The following is a 16,296-nucleotide window of genomic DNA, read 5'->3' on the forward strand; positions in this document are numbered from 1 at the left end:
CTACAGAGTTACTTGGGCTGTGCTTTCTTGCGGCGGTTGCCGACCATCTGGCCGGCCAGCACCACCAGCACCGCGATGACGAACATCGCCGTACCGATGACGTTGATCTGCACGGGCGTCCCGCGCTGGGCGGAGCCCCACACGAACATGGGGAAGGTGACGGTGTTGCCCGAGTTGAAGTTGGTGATGATGAAGTCGTCGAACGAGAGCGCGAAGGAGAGCAGCGCTCCCGCCGCGATACCGGGGGCCGCGATCGGCAGGGTGACCCGCAGGAAGGTCTGCACCGGGCCCGCGTAGAGGTCGCGGGCGGCCTCCTCCAGCCGCGGGTCCATGGACAGGATGCGGGCCTTGACGGCCGCGACGACGAAGCTCAGGCAGAACATGACGTGGGCGATCAGGATCGTCCAGAAGCCGAGCTGGATGCCCATGTTGAGGAAGAGCGCGAGCAGCGAGGCGGCCATCACGATCTCGGGCATGGCCATCGGCAGGAAGATCAGCGAGTTGACCGCGCCGCGCGCCCGGAAGCGGTAGCGCACGAGCGCGAAGGCTATGGCGGTGCCGAGGGCGGTGGCGGCGATGGTGGCCCACAGGGCGATCTGGAGGGACAGCCCGAGGGAGCCGCACAGGTCGGCGACCCCGCAGGGGTCCTTCCAGGCGTCCAGGGAGAACTCCTGCCAGGCGTAGTTGAAGCGCCCGGCGGGGTTGTTGAAGGAGAAGACGGTGACGACGAGGTTCGGCAGGATCAGGTAGGCGAGCGTGCCGAGACCCGCGATCACGACGAGGTTGCGGCGGAGCCACGTGGAGGTTGTGCGCATCAGACCAGGTCCTCCGTCCCCGCTCGGCGGATGTAGATGGTGACCATGATCAGCACGATGGCCATGAGGATGAACGACAGCGCGGCCGCCGTCGGGTAGTCCAGGATCCGCAGGTACTGCGACTGGATGACGTTGCCGATCATCCTGGTGTCCGTGGAGCCGAGCAGTTCGGCGTTGACGTAGTCGCCGCTGGCCGGGATGAAGGTGAGCAGGGTTCCGGAGACCACACCCGGCATCGAGAGCGGGAAGGTCACCTTCCGGAAGACCGTGGCGGGCCGGGCGTACAGGTCCCCGGCCGCCTCGTGGAGGCGGGTGTCGATGCGCTCCAGGGAGGTGTAGAGCGGCAGGATCATGAAGGGGAGGAAGTTGTACGTCAGACCGCAGACGACCGCGAGCGGCGTGGCCAGCACCCGGTCCCCCTCGGTCATGCCGAGCCAGCTGGTGACGTCCAGGAAGCCGATCTTGTTGAGGACGCCGACCACGGGGCCGCTGTCGGCCAGGATCGTCTTCCAGGCCAGCGTGCGGATCAGGAAGCTGGTGAAGAACGGGGCGATGACCAGCACCAGCAGCAGGTTGCGCCAGCGGCCCGCCCTGAAGGCGATCAGGTACGCCAGCGGGTATCCCAGCAGCAGGCACAGCGCGGTCGCGGTGCCGGCGTACAGCAGGGAGCGCAGGAACTGCGGGAGGTACTCGGTGAAGGCGTCCCAGTACGTCTGGAAGTGCCAGGTGACCTTGAAGCCCTCTTCGAGGGAGCCGGTCTGCACCGAGGTCGAGGCCTGGTAGACCATCGGCAGGACGAAGAACACCAGCAGCCACAGGATGCCGGGGAGCAGCAGCCAGTACGGGATCAGGCGCTTCTTCAGGGACGGCTTGTGGACCGGGGGCCCGTCGTCGACGACGGCCTCGGGCAGTGCGGCCGGGGCGGTCATGCGCCCTCCTCGACCGTCTCGATGCCCGCGTCGCCCATCGTCCCTGCAAGCATGGACTGGGCCGCGTCCAGGCCGAAGGTGTGCTCCGGGTTCCAGTGCAGGACGACATCGGCGCCGGGGACCAGGCGGGCGTCCCGCTCGATGTTCTGTACGTACACCTCCAGCTCGGGGCAGACCTGGCTGTCGATGACGTACTGGGTGGACACCCCGATGAAGGAGGAGTCCGCGATCTTGCCGGTGACCTTGTTCCGGCCGGCCGCGATGGTGTGCTCCTCGTCCGCGTGGACCAGGGAGATCTTTTCCGGGCGCACCCCGACCAGCAGCTTTCCGCCGGCGCGGGGTGTGGTCGAACATCGCGGGGCGGGAAGGCGGAGCTTGGTGCCGGCGCTGGAGACGGTGATGTCCGCGGAGCCGGCCTCCAGCACCTCGGCCTCGATGAGGTTGGAGGTGCCGAGGAAGTTCGCCACGAAGGTGGTGCGCGGGTTCTCGTACAGCTCGGCGGGGGCGCCCAGCTGCTCGACGCGGCCGCCGTTCATCACCGCGACCGTGTCGGCCATGGTCATGGCCTCCTCCTGGTCGTGCGTGACGTGCACGAAGGTGATGCCGACCTCGGTCTGGATCCGCTTGAGCTCCAGCTGCATCTGGCGGCGCAGCTTGAGGTCGAGGGCGCCCAGCGGCTCGTCGAGGAGCAGCACCTGGGGGTGGTTGATGAGCGCGCGGGCGACGGCGACGCGCTGCTGCTGGCCGCCGGAGAGCTGGTGCGGTTTGCGTGCGGCGAACTGGCCGAGCTGGACCAGCTCCAGCATGTCGTCGACCTGCTTCTTGACGGACTTGATGCCGCGCCGGCGCAGGCCGAAGGCGATGTTCTCGGAGACGTCGAGGTGCGGGAAGAGGGCGTAGCTCTGGAAGACGGTGTTGACCGGGCGCTTGTAGGGCGGCAGGTCGGTGACCTCGCGGTCGCCGAGGCTGACCGTGCCGGTGGAGGGCTCCTCCAGGCCGGCGATCATGCGCAGGGTGGTGGTCTTCCCGCAGCCCGAGGCGCCGAGGAGGGCGAAGAAGGAGCCCTGGGGGATGGTGAGATCGAGCGGGTGCACGGCGGTGAAGGAGCCGTAGTGCTTGCTGATCCCGGCGAGGCGGACGTCGCCGCCCGCGGTCTTGTCAGTCATGGGTCGCGGCCTTCGGTGGTGGTGTCGACGGCAGGGTGCGGGGGGGTGCGGAGGGTGCGGGGGTGCGGGTGCCGGCAGGGGGACCGACGGGGTGCGGGGCGGGCCCGTCAGGCGCCGATGAGCTTGGCGAACTTCTCTTCGTACGCCGTCTCTTCCTCGGAGCTGAGGGAGCGGAAGGCGTGGGACTTGGCGGTCATCGCCTTGTCCGGGACGATCAGCGTGTTCTCCGCGAGTTCGGGATCGATCTTCGCGAGCTCGTCCTTGACGCCCTCGACGGGGCAGACGTAGCTGATGTACGCGGCCAGCTGGGCCGCGACGGGAAGTTCGTAGTAGTAGTCGATGAGCTTCTCGGCGTTGGCCTTGTGCCGGGCCTTGGCGGGCACCAGCAGGTTGTCGCTGGAGGTGATGTACCCGGCGGCGGGGATCGCGTACTTGATGTCCGGATTGCCGGCCTGGAGCTGGATGACGTCGCCCGCCCAGGCGAGGCAGGCGGCGAGGTCGCCCTTGTCGAGGTCCGCGGTGTAGTCGTTGCCGGTGAAGCGGCGGATCTGGTTCTTGTCCACGCCCTTCTGGAGCCGGCCGATCGCCGCGTCGAAGTCGGCGGTGGTGAAGTTCGCCGGGTCCTTGCCCTGGTCGAGGAGGGTCATCCCGACGCTGTCGCGCATCTCGGTGAGGAAGCCCACCCGGCCCTTGAGGGTGGGGTCGTCGAGCAGCTGGGTGACGGAGTCGACCTGTCGGCCGCCGGTGGCCTTGGAGTTGTAGGCGATGACGGTGGAGATGCCGGTCCAGGGATAGCTGTACGAGCGGCCCGGGTCCCAGTCGGGGCTGCGGAACTGCGGGGAGAGGTTGGCGTAGGCGTGCGGGAGGTGGGCGGGGTCCAGCTTCTGGGCCCAGCCGAGCCGGATGATGCGGGCGGCGAGCCAGTCGGTGACGACGATCAGGTCGCGGCCGGTGTCCTGGCCGGCCGCGAGCTGCGGGCGGATCTTGCCGAAGAACTCGACGTTGTCGTTGATGTCCTCGGTGTACTTGACCTTGATCCCGGTCCGCTTCTCGAACTCCTCCAGGGTGGGACGGGTCTTCTCGTCGTCGCTGGTGTCCATGTACTCGGTCCAGTTGGAGAAGTTGATCTCCTTCTCCTGGTCAGAGTGGTCGTCGGAGGCCACCGCCGTGCCGTCCTCGCGTCGGGCGGGCGGGATGCCGCAGGCCGTCAGGGCCGAGAGGCCGCCGAGGGTGAGCGCTCCGAATCCGGAGGCGCGCAGCAGCGAACGGCGGGTGAGGGCGCCGCGCCCGCTGGCGAGGCTGCGCCGCATCGCGTTGAGTTGCGCCGCGGAGAGGCGGTCGGGCTCGAACTGCTCCATGGGCTGTGCCCTTTCGGGATGGGTGCGTGGCCGCTGGTCCGGCGGCAGCTTGGCTATCTGTCCCCGAAGATCGTGCGGTGCCAGTCCTTCGCGGCGACCGCGGTGTTGTCGTACATCACGTGCTTGACCTGCGTGTACTCCTCGAAGGAGTAGGCGCTCATGTCCTTTCCGAAGCCGCTCGCCTTGTAGCCCCCGTGGGGCATCTCGCTGATGATCGGGATGTGGTCGTTGACCCAGACGCAGCCCGCCTTGAGCTCGCGGGTGGCCCGGTTCGCCCGGTAGACGTCGCGGCTCCAGGCGGAGGCCGCCAGTCCGTACGGGGTGTCGTTGGCCAGCGCGATGCCCTCGTCGTCGCTGTCGAAGGGCAGCACGACCAGCACCGGCCCGAAGATCTCGGACTGCACGACCTCGCTGTCCTGCGCGGCGCCCGAGATCAGCGTCGGCCGGTAGTAGGCCCCGTCCGCCAGGTCGCCGGAGGGGATCTCGCCGCCGGTGACGACGGTGGCGTACGAGCGGGCGCGCTCGACGAATCCGGCGACCCGGTCGCGCTGGGCGTGCGAGACCAGCGGGCCGAGGTCGGTGCCGGAGGCGAAGGGGTCGCCGAGGCGGACGGTCTCCATCAGCTCGGCGACCCGGGCGACGAAGGCGTCGTGCAGGGGGCGCTGGACGTACGCGCGGGTGGCGGCGGTGCAGTCCTGCCCGGTGTTGATGAGGGAGGCGGCGACCGCGCCGTGCGCGGCGGCCTCCAGGTCGGCGTCGTCGAAGACGAGGAAGGGGGCCTTGCCGCCGAGCTCCAGGTGGAGCCGCTTCACGGTGGCGGTGGCGATCTCGGCGACCCGCTTGCCGACGGCGGTGGAGCCGGTGAAGGAGGTCATGACCACGTCCGGGTGTCCGACCAGGTGCTCGCCGGCTTCCCGGCCGGCGCCGGTGACGATGTTGATCACCCCGTCGGGCAGGCCCGCGTCCTTGGCGGCCTGGGCGAACATCAGCGAGGTCAGCGGGGTGAGCTCGGCCGGCTTGAGGACGATGGTGTTGCCCGCGGCGATGGCCGGGAGGATCTTCCAGGCGGCCATCTGGAGCGGATAGTTCCAGGGCGCGATGGAGCCGACGACCCCGATGGCCTCGCGGCGGACGTAGGAGGTGTGGTCGCCGGAGTACTCGGCGGCGGCCTGCCCCTGGAGGTGGCGCGCGGCGCCCGCGAAGAAGGCGGTGTTGTCGATGGTCCCCGGTACGTCGAACTCCGTGGACAGCTTGAGCGGCTTTCCGCACTGGAGGGACTCCGCGTACGCGAAGTCGTCGGCCTGCTCGGCCAGGACGGCGGCCAGCCGGTGCAGCGCGTCGGAGCGCTCCCCGGGGGTGGCGGCGGACCAGGCGGGGAAGGCCCGCTTGGCGGCGGCGACGGCCGCGTCCACGTCCGCGGTGCTCGCGAGTTCGTAGGTGAGGACCTCGTCGCCGGTCGCCGGGTCGATCACGGTGTGTGACGTCCCGGAGGTGCCGGACCTGAGCCTGCCGTCGATGTACTGCGCGCCGTCCGCGAAGCGGTCCTTGACCTGGAAGCGGTTGCCCATAACGCTCTCACGCTCTCCGTAGCTACAGTTCGGACTACAGCCCGAATTGAGTGCCGATCCTGACAGAGGCGATGCCCTCGGCCAAGTGATTCCGTTGTTGCCTTTTGATTACGCGACGGAATCGGTCGACCATGTGTCGAGGCACGCCGAAAATCCCGTACGAAGTGTCAGTGGCGACTGTCAGACTCGCGTGCATGGAGATGATCGACGAGTTGATCGAGCAGGTCAGCCGTGGTGAACGGCTGAAGTTCCTGCCGTTCTGGGGGCACCGGCCGAGGCCGGACGGGACCCTCGGCCCGAGCTGTCTGAGTCAGTGGTGGCCGTCCGCTTTCACTGTGGGTGATGTCCGGTACGCCACCGCCGAGCACTGGATGATGGCGGGCAAGGCCCGGCTCTTCGGCGACCCGCAGGCGGAGCGCGCGGCGCTGGAGGCGAAGAGCCCGGCAGAGGCGAAGAAGGCCGGCCGGCTGGTGCGGGGCTTCGACAACGCGATATGGGAGCGGGAGCGGTTCGCGCTGGTCGTCGAGGGCAGCGTGCACAAGTTCGGCTCAGATCCGGCGCTGCGCGGATACCTGTTGGGCACCGGGAAGCGGGTGCTGGTCGAGGCCAGCCCGATGGACCGGATCTGGGGCGTCGGGCTCGCGCCCGACGACGACCGCGCCCTGGACCCGGCCCGGTGGCGGGGGCTGAATCTGCTCGGCTTCGCCCTGATGGAGGCGCGCGAGCGGCTGCGGACGGAAGGCGTATGACGCCCGGCGGCATACCGGAGCGGCGCAGGGTCGCCGCGGTGATCATCCGGGACGGCTGCGTGCTCATGGTCCGCGAGCGCGGCCGGGGTCCCAGCGGCCGGCACGACGGGCCGGAGTACTGGACCCTGCCCGGCGGCGGGCTGGAGCCCGGGGAGGCTCCCGAGGAAGCGGTCCGGCGCGAGGTCGCCGAGGAGGTCGGTCTGCGCGCCCTGGACGTGCGGTACGCGTACGAATCCCCGTACCCCTCGGGCTGGACCACCTGCTTCCGGGTGGATGTGGCGCCCGGGGAGCCCCGGCTGGGGGTGGACGCGGACCTGGTGTGCGACTGTCCCCGGATGGTGGGGCTGATCTGGGTCCCGCTCTCGCGCGGGACCCCGGCCGAGGAGGCCGGGGACGCCGACGGCGCCGGGGGCGGTACCGGGGGCACGGTCATGGTGCCGACCCTCCTGATGGCCGCCGAGGTCTGACCGGGGCCGCACACCGGACGGCCGCGGGCCGGGTCGGGTTGGGTCGGGTCTCGCCTGGTCGGGGGTCGGGGGTCGGGCCTGGTCGGATCGGCGCGACCGGTGACCGGCCGGGGCGCCGGCGGCCCGTTAATGCCTGGCGGGGTGCGGATCGGGCGGCCTACTGTGACGCTCGTCCAGGTGCGACGGCGAGACCTCCTTCGACGGCCGCGGGTTCGACTCCCGTCACCGGCTTCGGGCCGGTGTAGCTCAGTGGTAGAGCATCGCGGTTTCGCCGCCCTTGTTCTCTGGACACGTACGTCACGCACCTCCCGGTGCGCGGGCCGCGGCTACTTCTTACAGATGGAAACCATGCCGCCGCCACTTCGATCTCGGGAGGCCCGCGTGTGGGATGCCCGGTGCGCAGGCGACGGTTACTTCTCGCAGCCGGGAGGTCGCAGGTTCGAATCCTGCCCGGCCTCGGCTGGTGGAGCGGTTCGGCAGCTCGCCCGGAAAAAAGTCCGTCGCCGACTTCGACCTCGGGCATCCCGCACGCCGCGCCTCCCCCCTGGCCGCTGAACTCGGGGGGACCCACATGGCCCGCTTCAACCTGCGCCTGCCCGGCAGGACGCCGCCCTCGGGGCCCAGCTCGCCCGTCCGGTCCACCGGACGCAGCGACCTCGGCCACCAGGGCCGCGGCGGCTACGCCCGCGACGCTCGCTCCGAGCTCTTCCTGCTGGCCGTGGCCAACTTCGTGACCCAGCAGACCTTCTACGAGAGCGGCCCCTCCCGCGACGAGCGCTTCGCCTCGCTCGTGCGCGAGCTCGCGGTCGAGGACCCGGCGTGGACCGCGGGCCTGCTGGCGTGGCTGCGCCGCGACGGCGGCATGCGCACCGCCTCGCTGGTCGGCGCGGCCGAGTACGTCAGGGCACGGCTCGACGCCGGAGCAACTGCGGCTTCGGCCGCCCAGGAGGGGCCGTCCAACCGGGAGGTCGTGGACTCCGTACTGCTGCGCGCGGACGAGCCCGGCGAACTGCTCGGGTACTGGACGGCGACGTACGGGCGGAACGTGCCCAAGCCCGTCAAGCGCGGGATCGCGGACGCGGTGCGCCGCCTCTACTCCCCCACGACGCTGCTGAAGTACGACACGGCTAACAGGAACTACCGCTTCGGCGACGTGCTCAACCTCGTGCACGCCTCCCCGGACCCGGCCAAGCCCTGGCAGGCCGCGCTCTTCCGCTACGCCCTCGACCGGCGCCACAACCCGAAGACCGCCGAGGTCCCGGCCGGGAGCCGGGTCCTGGCCGCGCACCGGGACCTGCTGGCACTGCCGGTCGAGGAGCGCCGGGCCGTGGTCTGCGCCCCGGACGGGGCCGAGCGGCTCGCGGCGGCCGGTATGACCTGGGAGGCGCTGGCGGGCTGGCTCCAGGGGCCGATGGACGCGGCGGCCTGGGAGGCGGTCATCCCGTCCATGGGGCCGATGGCGCTGCTGCGGAACCTGCGCAACTTCGACCGGGCCGGGGTCTCCGACGCGGTGGCCGCGTGGGTGGCGGCCGAGCTCTCCGACCCGGAGTCCGTCGCCCGGTCCCGGCAGTTCCCCTTCCGCTACCTCGCGGCCTATCAGCACGCGCCCTCGCTGCGCTGGGCGTACCCGCTGGAACGGGCCCTCGGGCACTCGCTGGCCAACGTACCGGCGCTGCCCGGCCGGACGCTGATCCTGGTCGACCGGTCCGGGTCCATGTGGTCCCCGCTGTCGGACCGCTCCCACCTCAACCGGGCCGACGCGGCGGCCGTCTTCGCCGCGGCCCTGGCCCTGCGGGCCGAACGGGCCGACCTGGTGCAGTTCGGCACGTCCAGCGAGGTCGTCCCGTACGAGCGCGGGGAGTCCGTGCTGAAGGTGCTGGAGCGGTTCGGGAACCTCGGCGGCACCCTCACCCGCGAGGCCGTGCGACAGCACTACGAGGGGCACGACCGGGTGCTGATCGTCACCGACGAGCAGGCCGAGCACCGCTACGGCGGCGATCCGACGGCCCTCGTCCCGGACGGCGTCCCGGTCTACACCTGGAACCTCGCCGGGTACCGGATGGGGCACGCGCCCTCCGGATCCGCCGACCGGCACACCTTCGGCGGGCTCACGGACGCGGCCTTCCGCATGGTCGGCCTGATCGAGGGCGGCCGGGACGCGGACTGGCCCTGGGTCCCGTAGCCTGCGCCACGGGCCCGGGGCGGCTCATATCCGCTCGTGGACCCGGGAGTTGGAGGACGGGCTGTCGTAGTCCGAGTCGGAGTCGTAGTCGGAGTCGGGTCCGAATATGAGGAGCAGCAGCATGCCGGCGCCGAGCAGGATGCCCACCGCGCCGAGGATGATGCCGGCCAGCGCCATCCCGCCGTTGGTGGCCTCGCCCCGGTTGGCCTTGCCCTTGCCGAGCGAGCCGAAGACGACCGCCGCGATGCCCAGCGCGAGGGGGCCGACAATGGTCGCGCACGCGACCACGGAGATGAGTCCGAGGACCAGCGCGGTGATGCCGAAGCCGTTGCTCGGCTGGGGGTATCCGGGATAGCCGGGGTATCCCGGATAACCGGGGTAGCCGGGATACGCCGGGTAGCCCGGCTGGCCCGGGTACCCGGGCTGGACCGGCGGCTGGGGCCCGGGGTAGGCGTACGCTCCGGGGGCCGGCTGCGCCGGGTACCCGTAGGCGGGGGGCTGGCCGGGCGGCTGTGCGAAGGGCTGGGCGGGCGCCGCCGGGGCGACCGGCTGGACCGGGGCCGCGGACGGGATCCCCGCGCCCGGCATGTCCACCACCGTCGGCTGGTCGTGCACGGACGGCGCCCCCGGCGCCGAGGACGCACCCCGCTCCTTGCCCAGCTCCACCGCGGGCCTCTCGGGCGGTGCCCACGGGTCGGTCGGCTCAGGGCTCTGGTCGGTCATACGGCGCCCCCCTCTCGTACGGCCATGCTATGCGCTGCCGCCGACAGTCCCCGGGCCTGCCTACGATGAAGCCGACCTGCCCGCACCCGCGTCCTCCCGGAGGCACCCATGCCCGACCTGCACCCCTTCATCGCGGGGCTGCCCAAGGCCGAACTCCACGTCCACCACGTCGGCTCGGCCTCCCCGCGCATCGTGGCCGAACTCGCGTCCCGCCACCCCGACTCGAAGGTCCCCACGGACCCCGAGGCGCTCGCGGACTACTTCACCTTCACGGACTTCGCCCACTTCATCGAGGTCTACCTGTCGGTCGTCGACCTGGTCCGCACCCCCGACGACGTACGGACGCTGACCTTCGAGGTCGCGCGCGACATGGCCCGGCAGAACATCCGGTACGCCGAGCTGACGATCACCCCGTACTCCTCGACCCGCCGCGGCATCGAGGAGAAGGCCTTCATGGAGGCCATCGAGGACGCCCGCAAGTCCGCCGAGACCGAGCTCGGCGTGATCCTGCGCTGGTGCTTCGACATCCCCGGCGAGGCCGGCCTCGAAGCCGCCGCCGAGACCGCCCGCCTCGCCGTCGACCTGCGCCCGGAGGGCCTGGTCTCCTTCGGCCTCGGCGGTCCGGAGATCGGCGTCCCCCGCCCGCAGTTCAAGCCGTACTTCGACCAGGCCCGGGCCGCCGGCCTGCACAGCGTCCCGCACGCCGGCGAGACCACCGGCCCGGAGACGATCTGGGACGCCATCAACGAGCTGGGCGCCGAGCGCATCGGCCACGGCACGAGCGCCACCCGGGACCCGGCCCTGCTGGCGTACCTCGCCGAGAACCGGATCGCGCTGGAGGTCTGCCCGACCTCGAACATCGCCACCCGCGCGGTGACGGACATCGACCTGCACCCCGTCAAGGAGATGATGGACGCCGGTGTGCTCGTCACCATCAACAGCGACGACCCGCCGATGTTCGGCTCGGACCTGAACAACGAGTACGCGGTGGCCGCCCGGCTCCTCGGGCTCGACGAGCGCGGCCTGGCGCAGCTGGCGAAGAACGCCGTCGAGGCCTCGTTCCTGGACCCGGCGGGCAAGGCGAAGCTCAACGCGGAGATCGACACGTACACCTCGCAATGGCTGGCCTCCTGACGCCTGCGCAGAATGGGGGGCATGCGCACCCTGACTGCCGTCGGCCACCGCGGCGATCCCTACCGTGTCCGTGAGAACACCCTCGACTCGATCCGCTCCGCCTTCGCCCGCGGGGCGGACGCCGTGGAGATCGACGTACGGCTGACCCGCGACGGGGTCCCGGTGCTCCTCCACGACGAGACGCTCCAGCGGCTGTGGGGCCATGACGTGCGGCTCGACGCCGTCACGGCCCCACAGCTCGCGGAGCTGACGGGGGGCGGGGTTCCGACCCTGCGCGAGGCGTTGGCGGCGGCGGGCGCGGGCCGGGTGATGGTGGACCTGCCGGGTGCCACGACGGAGTCCGTGCGGACGGTCGTGGACCAGGTCCGCGAGTGCGGGGCGCGCGACCGTACGTACTACTGCGCGGGGCCGAACTCGATGCTGGCGGTGCGCGCCGCCGATCCGGGCGCGGAGATCGCGCTGACCTGGACCACCCTCTCGCCGCCGCGCAGGGTGCTGATCGACGCGGTGGCTCCGGCCTGGCTCAACTACCGCTTCGGGCTGGTCAGCCGGGAGCTGACGGACGCCCTGCACCGGGACGGCCTGCTGGTGTCGGCCTGGACGGCCGACACGAAGCGGTCGATGCGCGCGCTGATCGCGGCGGGGGTGGACTCCGTCACCACGAACCGGGTGGACGCGCTGACCGCCGTACGGGCCGACCTCGGGCGGTGATACGCACCTGGGGGGAGCGGATCCGGCGGGCCGACCCGCGGTGGCAGGACCTGTGGCTGACGCTGCTGGTGCAACTGGCCGTCACCATGCCGTTCGTGGTGCCCCGGGATCCGCGGCTGCCGCCCGCCGACTGGCCCGCGTACGCGCTGACCACGCTCGGCGTGCTGCCGCTGATCTGGCGGCGGCGGGCCCCGGTGACGGTGCTGGTCGCGATCCTGGCCGCGGGCGGCGTGTACAGGCTCACGCTGGACGGGCCCGGCCAGCCGCTTCCGTACGCGGGTCTCCTCGCCTACTACACGGTGGCGCTGCTGTGCACCGCGCGGGTCCGGCTGGCCGTCGCCCTGCTCACGGTCGTGGCGGTCTTCGTGACGGTGGGGTGGAACACCGGGACCGTGCGCGAGCTGCTCTTCACCCTCTTCGTCTCGGTCGCGGCCTACGCGCTGGGGCGGCTCCAGCTCACCCGGCAGGCGTACACCCGGGCCGTCGAGGAGCGGGCGGCCCAGCTGGAGCGGGCGAACCGGATCGAGGCGGAGCAGGCGGCCGCGCGGGAACGGGCCCGGATCGCGCGGGAGATGCACGACATCCTCTCGCACGCGGTCAGCATCATGATCGTTCAGGCGGAGGCCGGTCCGGTGGCGGTACGCCGGGCTCCCGAGCGGGCGGAGGCCGCCTTCGACGCCATCGCGGAGACGGGGCGGGACGCGATGGCGCAGCTGCGGACGATGCTGGGCGTCCTGCGGACGGACGAGGCCGCGCCGCGCCGGCCCCAGCCGGGGATGGAGGAGCTGCCGGGGCTGCTGGAGCGGGTCCGCTCCAGTGGTCTCGCGGTCTCCTGCGAGCACTCGGGCGCGGTGCGGGCGCTCCCGGCGGCGGTGGGGGCGACGGTGCACCGGGTGGTGCAGGAGGCCCTGACGAACGTGGTGAAGCACGCCGGGGCTTCGGCCGTGACCGTACGTCTGGAGTACGGGGTACGGGACCTCGGGGTGACGGTCACGGACGACGGGCGGGGGCCCGGCGGGAAGGCGGGCGGGCGTCCCGGCGGGCACGGGCTGATCGGGATCCGGGAGCGGGCCGCGGCCCACGGCGGGTCCGCCGAGACGGGTCCGGGGCCGGATGGCCGCGGGTTCCGCGTGCGGGTGGTCCTTGTAACGTCGGCGTCGGAGGTGGGGAATTGACGATCCGTGTGGTGGTGGCCGACGACCAGGAGCTGGTGCGCAGCGGCTTCGCGATGATCCTGGACGTGCAGGAGGACATCGAGGTGGTGGCCGAGGTCGGGGACGGGGCCGCGGCGGTGGCGGCGGTGCGCGAGCTGCGGCCGGACGTGGCGCTGCTGGACATCCGGATGCCGGTGCTGGACGGGATCGAGGCGTGCCGGACGATCTCGGCGCGGAGCGCGTGCCGGACGGTGATGCTGACGACCTTCGACTCGGACGAGTACGTGTACGAGGCGCTGCACGCGGGGGCGAGCGGGTTCCTGCTGAAGGACGTGCGGCGGGACGACCTGGTGCATGCCGTACGGGTGGTCGCGGCGGGCGAGTCCCTGCTGGCGCCTTCGGTGGCCCGGCGGCTGATCGAGGAGTACACGGCGGCCACGGCCCGGCCGGCGGCCGGCCGGGCCGCGGCGGCGGCGCTGTCGGCGCGGCGGCTGGAGGCGCTGACGGCCCGGGAGCGGGAGACCCTGCTGCATCTGGGGCGGGGGCTGTCGAACGCCGAGATCGCGGTGGCGCTGACGGTGAGCGAGCACACGGTGAAGTCCCATGTGGGGAACGTGCTGGCGAAGCTGGGGCTGCGGGACCGGATCCAGGCGGTGATCTGCGCGTACGAGACGGGCCTGATCGCCGCCGGGGCGGTCGGTGGCTCCGCGGTTCCTCCCTCTGGGGAGTGAGGCCGGGGGTGTCGGCTCCCCCGCGCCGGTGAGTTGTCGTACCGCTGAAGACCCCTCTCACTGGTGATCCGTAACTACCCCTGCGACCAGCAGCATTGAGGTCATCGGGGCGGCAGTCGCGCCGAGATCCGACGAGGGGGACCCCACCGTGAACGCAACGACTCGCACACTGATCGCCACCGCCCTGGTGCTGGGCGTCGCGGCCGGCCCGGCCGTGGCCCATGCCGCTCCGCCGCCGCCGGCAGCCGCAGCGGCCTGGGCCCCGGCGGGGAATGCTGCGCCGCAGGTCTCCACCCCGCCGAACGCGGCCGCGCTGGAGCGGTCGATCGCCGGGCTGGGCCCCGATCACGCCTACGCCACCGCCGCGGTGGTCCGGGTGAGCGGTCCGAGCGGCAGCTGGCGGGGCAGCTCGGGCGTCGCGGACATCGGCACGGGGGCCGCGGCCGTCGCGGACGGCCGTTTCCGGGCCGGCTCGGTGACCAAGACCTTCACGGCGGCGGTGGTGCTCCAGCTGGCGGCCGAGCGCAAGGTGGACCTCGACAAGCCGGTCCAGCAGTACCTGCCGGGCACCTTCCCGGAGACCTTCAAGCCGGTGACGGTGCGCCAGCTGCTGAACTACACGAGCGGCATCCGGTCGGCGGACGGTCCGGGCGACGCCTTCGAGGACCAGTGGGAGCACCGCTTCGATGTGGTCGACCCGCGTACGCGGATCGCCAATGCCCTGGCGAAGGGCCCGGAGAGCGATCCCGGCGCGTTCCAGCACTACCAGAACATCAACTACACGCTGCTGGGCGTCCTGATCGAGAAGGTGACCGGGACCACGTACGAGAACGCGGTGGGCCGGCGGATCCTGCGCCCGCTCGGGCTGCACCAGACCTCCCTCCCCGGCCGGCATCGGACGCGTCTCCCCGGCCCGCACAACATCGGCTACCAGAAGGTGCCGCCGGCGGACGGCGGGAGCGGGCTGCGCGATGTGACCGTGTGGAACCAGTCCGACCGCTGGGCCGCGGGCGACCTCATCTCCTCCGCGGCGGACCTGGAGCGTTTCACGCAGGCGCTGTTCGCCGGGCGGATCGTGCCCAGGGCGCAGCTGGAGGAGATGTTCACCGTGCCGGAGGTGTGGGAGTTCGGGACCACCAAGCCGGCTTCGCGGACGGCGGGGATGCAGCGGATGGTCCTGGAGGACGGCACGGTCGTCTACGGCAAGAGCGGGGCCCGGCCCGGATACAGCACCGGGATCGGAGGGGTCAAGGACGGGTCCCGGATCGTGGTCTTCTCGGTGAACTCCAAGGATGCCAAGAGCGATGAGCCGAACCGGGTGACCGGCGCGATAGTCGCGGCGGCCCTGGCCGAATAGCCGGGACCGGAGCGGGGCCGCCAGGGCCTGCCCGCTCAGAGTCCGACGAGGGCGTTCCAGCGCTTGGCGAGGGAGCGGCGCTCTGCCGAGGAGATGTCACGGGCCACGACGAGACGCTTGCGCATCTCCTCGTCGGGGAAGATCAGCGGGTTCTCGGCGAGCTCGGCGGTCTCCTTGTCGGTGGACGCGGCCAGCACCTCGCGGGCGGCGGGCACCGGGCAGACGTAGTTGACGGAGGCTGCCAGCTGCGCGGCCACCGCCGGGTCGTAGTAGTAGTCGACGAGAGCCTCGGCGTTGGCCTTGTGCCGGGCCAGGTTGGGGATGAGCAGGCTTTCGGCCCAGAGCTCGGCCCCCTCCTCGGGGACCACGAACTCGATGTCGGGGTTGTCCGCCTGGAGCTGGATGACGTCGCCGGAGTAGGCCTGGCAGGCGAGCACATCGCCCTTGCTCAGGTCGGAGGTGTAGTCGTTGCCGGTGAAGCGGCGGATGTGCCGCTTCTTCACCATCGCCTCGACCTGGTCGCACATCCGGTGGAAGTCGGACTCCGTCCACCGGGTCACGTCCACCCCGTCGCCCTGCATCAGCAGGGCGAAGGACTCGTCGAGGCCGGAGAAGAGCGTCACCTTGCCGGCCAGGTCGGGCTGCCAGAGGTCCTTGACCGACTTGATCTCCCGGCCCAGGGCCTTGCGGTTGTAGGCGATGCCGGTGATCCCCGACTGCCAGGGCACGGTGTGCAGCCGGCCCGCGTCGAAGGCGGGGGAACGCAGCTGCGGGTCCAGGTACTTGGCCACGTTGGACTGCGACGAGCGGTCCATCTTCTGGGCCCAGCCGAGGTGGACGAAGCGGGCGGCCATCCAGTCGCTGACCACGACGAGGTCGTGGCCCGTCTCCTGGCGGTTCATCAGGGCCGGGCTGACCTTGCCGAAGAACTCGTCGTTGTCGTTGATCTCCTCGGTGTACCGGACCTCTATGCCGGTCTTCTCCGAGAAGGCGTCCAGCGTCGGCCTGCTCTCCTCGTCCTCCTCGTCGGTGTCGATGTAGAGCGGCCAGTTCGAGAAGGCGAGGCTCTGGTCCCGGCCGGATCGGTCGGGACCCTCCCGCCGGTCCTCGGGAACGTAGGCGGCGGGCACACCGCAGCCGGTGAGGGCGGTCAGCAGGCCCGCGGCACCGAAGCCGCGCAGCGCCGCACGCCGGGAGAAGGCGAGTTCAGGCATGGCCAAAGCCTCGGGCAACGCGAAGGGGCGGGCAATAG

At 71.5% G+C, this 16,296-nt stretch carries 15 protein-coding genes; 8 read left to right on the forward strand and 7 right to left on the reverse strand.

Features of this window, described 5'->3' with window-relative positions:
• Positions 1-8: 8 nt before the first annotated feature.
• From ACZ4TG_RS13745 to ACZ4TG_RS13765, 5 genes are all read right to left on the reverse strand, one after another.
• Complete coding sequence (locus ACZ4TG_RS13745; protein ID WP_468162172.1) at positions 9-815, reverse strand: ABC transporter permease; 807 nt, start codon at positions 813-815, stop codon at positions 9-11.
• Positions 815-1,744, reverse strand: a complete 930-nt coding sequence (locus ACZ4TG_RS13750) for an ABC transporter permease (RefSeq protein WP_468162173.1) — start codon at positions 1,742-1,744, stop codon at positions 815-817. Before ACZ4TG_RS13750 ends, ACZ4TG_RS13745 begins: the two co-directional genes overlap by 1 nt.
• Positions 1,741-2,910 (reverse strand): ABC transporter ATP-binding protein, encoded by a 1,170-nt coding sequence (locus ACZ4TG_RS13755; RefSeq protein WP_468162174.1) that lies wholly within the window; start codon positions 2,908-2,910, stop codon positions 1,741-1,743. The genes ACZ4TG_RS13750 and ACZ4TG_RS13755 overlap by 4 nt, the downstream gene beginning before the upstream one ends.
• A gap of 107 nt (positions 2,911-3,017) precedes the next feature.
• Positions 3,018-4,268, reverse strand: a complete 1,251-nt coding sequence (locus ACZ4TG_RS13760; protein ID WP_468162175.1) for a polyamine ABC transporter substrate-binding protein — start codon at positions 4,266-4,268, stop codon at positions 3,018-3,020.
• Between the two features lie 53 nt (positions 4,269-4,321).
• On the reverse strand, positions 4,322-5,836 hold the full coding sequence (locus tag ACZ4TG_RS13765) for a gamma-aminobutyraldehyde dehydrogenase (RefSeq protein WP_468162176.1): 1,515 nt from the start codon (positions 5,834-5,836) through the stop codon (positions 4,322-4,324).
• 194 nt (positions 5,837-6,030) lie between these two features.
• On the opposite strand from ACZ4TG_RS13765, the gene ACZ4TG_RS13770 reads away from it, so the two are divergent.
• The 3 genes from ACZ4TG_RS13770 to ACZ4TG_RS13780 all read left to right on the forward strand — a co-directional run bounded on the left by ACZ4TG_RS13770 (position 6,031) and on the right by ACZ4TG_RS13780 (position 9,234).
• Positions 6,031-6,585 (forward strand): NADAR family protein, encoded by a 555-nt coding sequence (locus tag ACZ4TG_RS13770; RefSeq protein WP_468162177.1) that lies wholly within the window; start codon positions 6,031-6,033, stop codon positions 6,583-6,585.
• Positions 6,582-7,052, forward strand: a complete 471-nt coding sequence (locus tag ACZ4TG_RS13775; protein WP_468162178.1) for an NUDIX hydrolase — start codon at positions 6,582-6,584, stop codon at positions 7,050-7,052. The genes ACZ4TG_RS13770 and ACZ4TG_RS13775 overlap by 4 nt, the downstream gene beginning before the upstream one ends.
• A gap of 571 nt (positions 7,053-7,623) precedes the next feature.
• Positions 7,624-9,234, forward strand: a complete 1,611-nt coding sequence (locus tag ACZ4TG_RS13780) for a TROVE domain-containing protein (RefSeq protein WP_468162179.1) — start codon at positions 7,624-7,626, stop codon at positions 9,232-9,234.
• A gap of 24 nt (positions 9,235-9,258) precedes the next feature.
• Here the strand turns inward: ACZ4TG_RS13780 and ACZ4TG_RS13785 are convergent, their stop codons facing one another.
• A complete protein-coding gene (locus tag ACZ4TG_RS13785) occupies positions 9,259-9,957 on the reverse strand; it encodes a DUF4190 domain-containing protein (protein WP_468162180.1) in 699 nt (232 codons plus the stop codon).
• A gap of 108 nt (positions 9,958-10,065) precedes the next feature.
• Here ACZ4TG_RS13785 and ACZ4TG_RS13790 point away from each other — a divergent pair, with 108 nt between their 5' ends.
• The 5 genes from ACZ4TG_RS13790 (at position 10,066) to ACZ4TG_RS13810 (ending at position 15,044) form a co-directional block, all read left to right on the forward strand.
• Positions 10,066-11,091, forward strand: a complete 1,026-nt coding sequence (locus ACZ4TG_RS13790; protein WP_468162181.1) for an adenosine deaminase — start codon at positions 10,066-10,068, stop codon at positions 11,089-11,091.
• A gap of 21 nt (positions 11,092-11,112) precedes the next feature.
• Positions 11,113-11,802 carry a glycerophosphodiester phosphodiesterase gene (locus ACZ4TG_RS13795; RefSeq protein WP_468162182.1) on the forward strand — a complete coding sequence of 230 codons (690 nt, stop codon included), beginning with the start codon at positions 11,113-11,115 and terminating at the stop codon, positions 11,800-11,802.
• Positions 11,799-12,977 (forward strand): sensor histidine kinase, encoded by a 1,179-nt coding sequence (locus ACZ4TG_RS13800; protein WP_468162183.1) that lies wholly within the window; start codon positions 11,799-11,801, stop codon positions 12,975-12,977. Before ACZ4TG_RS13795 ends, ACZ4TG_RS13800 begins: the two co-directional genes overlap by 4 nt.
• On the forward strand, positions 12,974-13,687 hold the full coding sequence (locus ACZ4TG_RS13805) for a response regulator transcription factor (RefSeq protein WP_468162184.1): 714 nt from the start codon (positions 12,974-12,976) through the stop codon (positions 13,685-13,687). The genes ACZ4TG_RS13800 and ACZ4TG_RS13805 overlap by 4 nt, the downstream gene beginning before the upstream one ends.
• A 148-nt stretch (positions 13,688-13,835) precedes the next feature.
• Complete coding sequence (locus ACZ4TG_RS13810) at positions 13,836-15,044, forward strand: serine hydrolase domain-containing protein (protein ID WP_468162185.1); 1,209 nt, start codon at positions 13,836-13,838, stop codon at positions 15,042-15,044.
• A gap of 35 nt (positions 15,045-15,079) precedes the next feature.
• On the opposite strand, the gene ACZ4TG_RS13815 is transcribed toward ACZ4TG_RS13810, so the two are convergent.
• The gene (locus tag ACZ4TG_RS13815) at positions 15,080-16,258 is read right to left on the reverse strand and encodes an ABC transporter substrate-binding protein (RefSeq protein ID WP_468162186.1); all 1,179 of its coding nucleotides are present in this window, start codon (positions 16,256-16,258) and stop codon (positions 15,080-15,082) included.
• Between the last annotated feature and the right edge of the window lie 38 nt (positions 16,259-16,296).

The sequence above is a fragment of the Streptomyces sp. NPDC028314 genome, assembly GCF_055565795.1.

Excerpts from the sequence above, each read along its gene's own strand:
- ACZ4TG_RS13745 (WP_468162172.1), bottom strand. The coding sequence starts at position 815 with ATGCGCACAACCTCCACGTGGCTCCGCCGCAACCTCGTCGTGATCGCG.
- ACZ4TG_RS13750 (WP_468162173.1), bottom strand. The coding sequence starts at position 1,744 with ATGACCGCCCCGGCCGCACTGCCCGAGGCCGTCGTCGACGACGGGCCC.
- ACZ4TG_RS13755 (WP_468162174.1), bottom strand. The coding sequence starts at position 2,910 with ATGACTGACAAGACCGCGGGCGGCGACGTCCGCCTCGCCGGGATCAGC.
- ACZ4TG_RS13760 (WP_468162175.1), bottom strand. The coding sequence starts at position 4,268 with ATGGAGCAGTTCGAGCCCGACCGCCTCTCCGCGGCGCAACTCAACGCG.
- ACZ4TG_RS13765 (WP_468162176.1), bottom strand. The coding sequence starts at position 5,836 with ATGGGCAACCGCTTCCAGGTCAAGGACCGCTTCGCGGACGGCGCGCAG.
- ACZ4TG_RS13770 (WP_468162177.1), top strand. The coding sequence starts at position 6,031 with ATGGAGATGATCGACGAGTTGATCGAGCAGGTCAGCCGTGGTGAACGG.
- ACZ4TG_RS13775 (WP_468162178.1), top strand. The coding sequence starts at position 6,582 with ATGACGCCCGGCGGCATACCGGAGCGGCGCAGGGTCGCCGCGGTGATC.
- ACZ4TG_RS13780 (WP_468162179.1), top strand. The coding sequence starts at position 7,624 with ATGGCCCGCTTCAACCTGCGCCTGCCCGGCAGGACGCCGCCCTCGGGG.
- ACZ4TG_RS13785 (WP_468162180.1), bottom strand. The coding sequence starts at position 9,957 with ATGACCGACCAGAGCCCTGAGCCGACCGACCCGTGGGCACCGCCCGAG.
- ACZ4TG_RS13790 (WP_468162181.1), top strand. The coding sequence starts at position 10,066 with ATGCCCGACCTGCACCCCTTCATCGCGGGGCTGCCCAAGGCCGAACTC.
- ACZ4TG_RS13795 (WP_468162182.1), top strand. The coding sequence starts at position 11,113 with ATGCGCACCCTGACTGCCGTCGGCCACCGCGGCGATCCCTACCGTGTC.
- ACZ4TG_RS13815 (WP_468162186.1), bottom strand. The coding sequence starts at position 16,258 with ATGCCTGAACTCGCCTTCTCCCGGCGTGCGGCGCTGCGCGGCTTCGGT.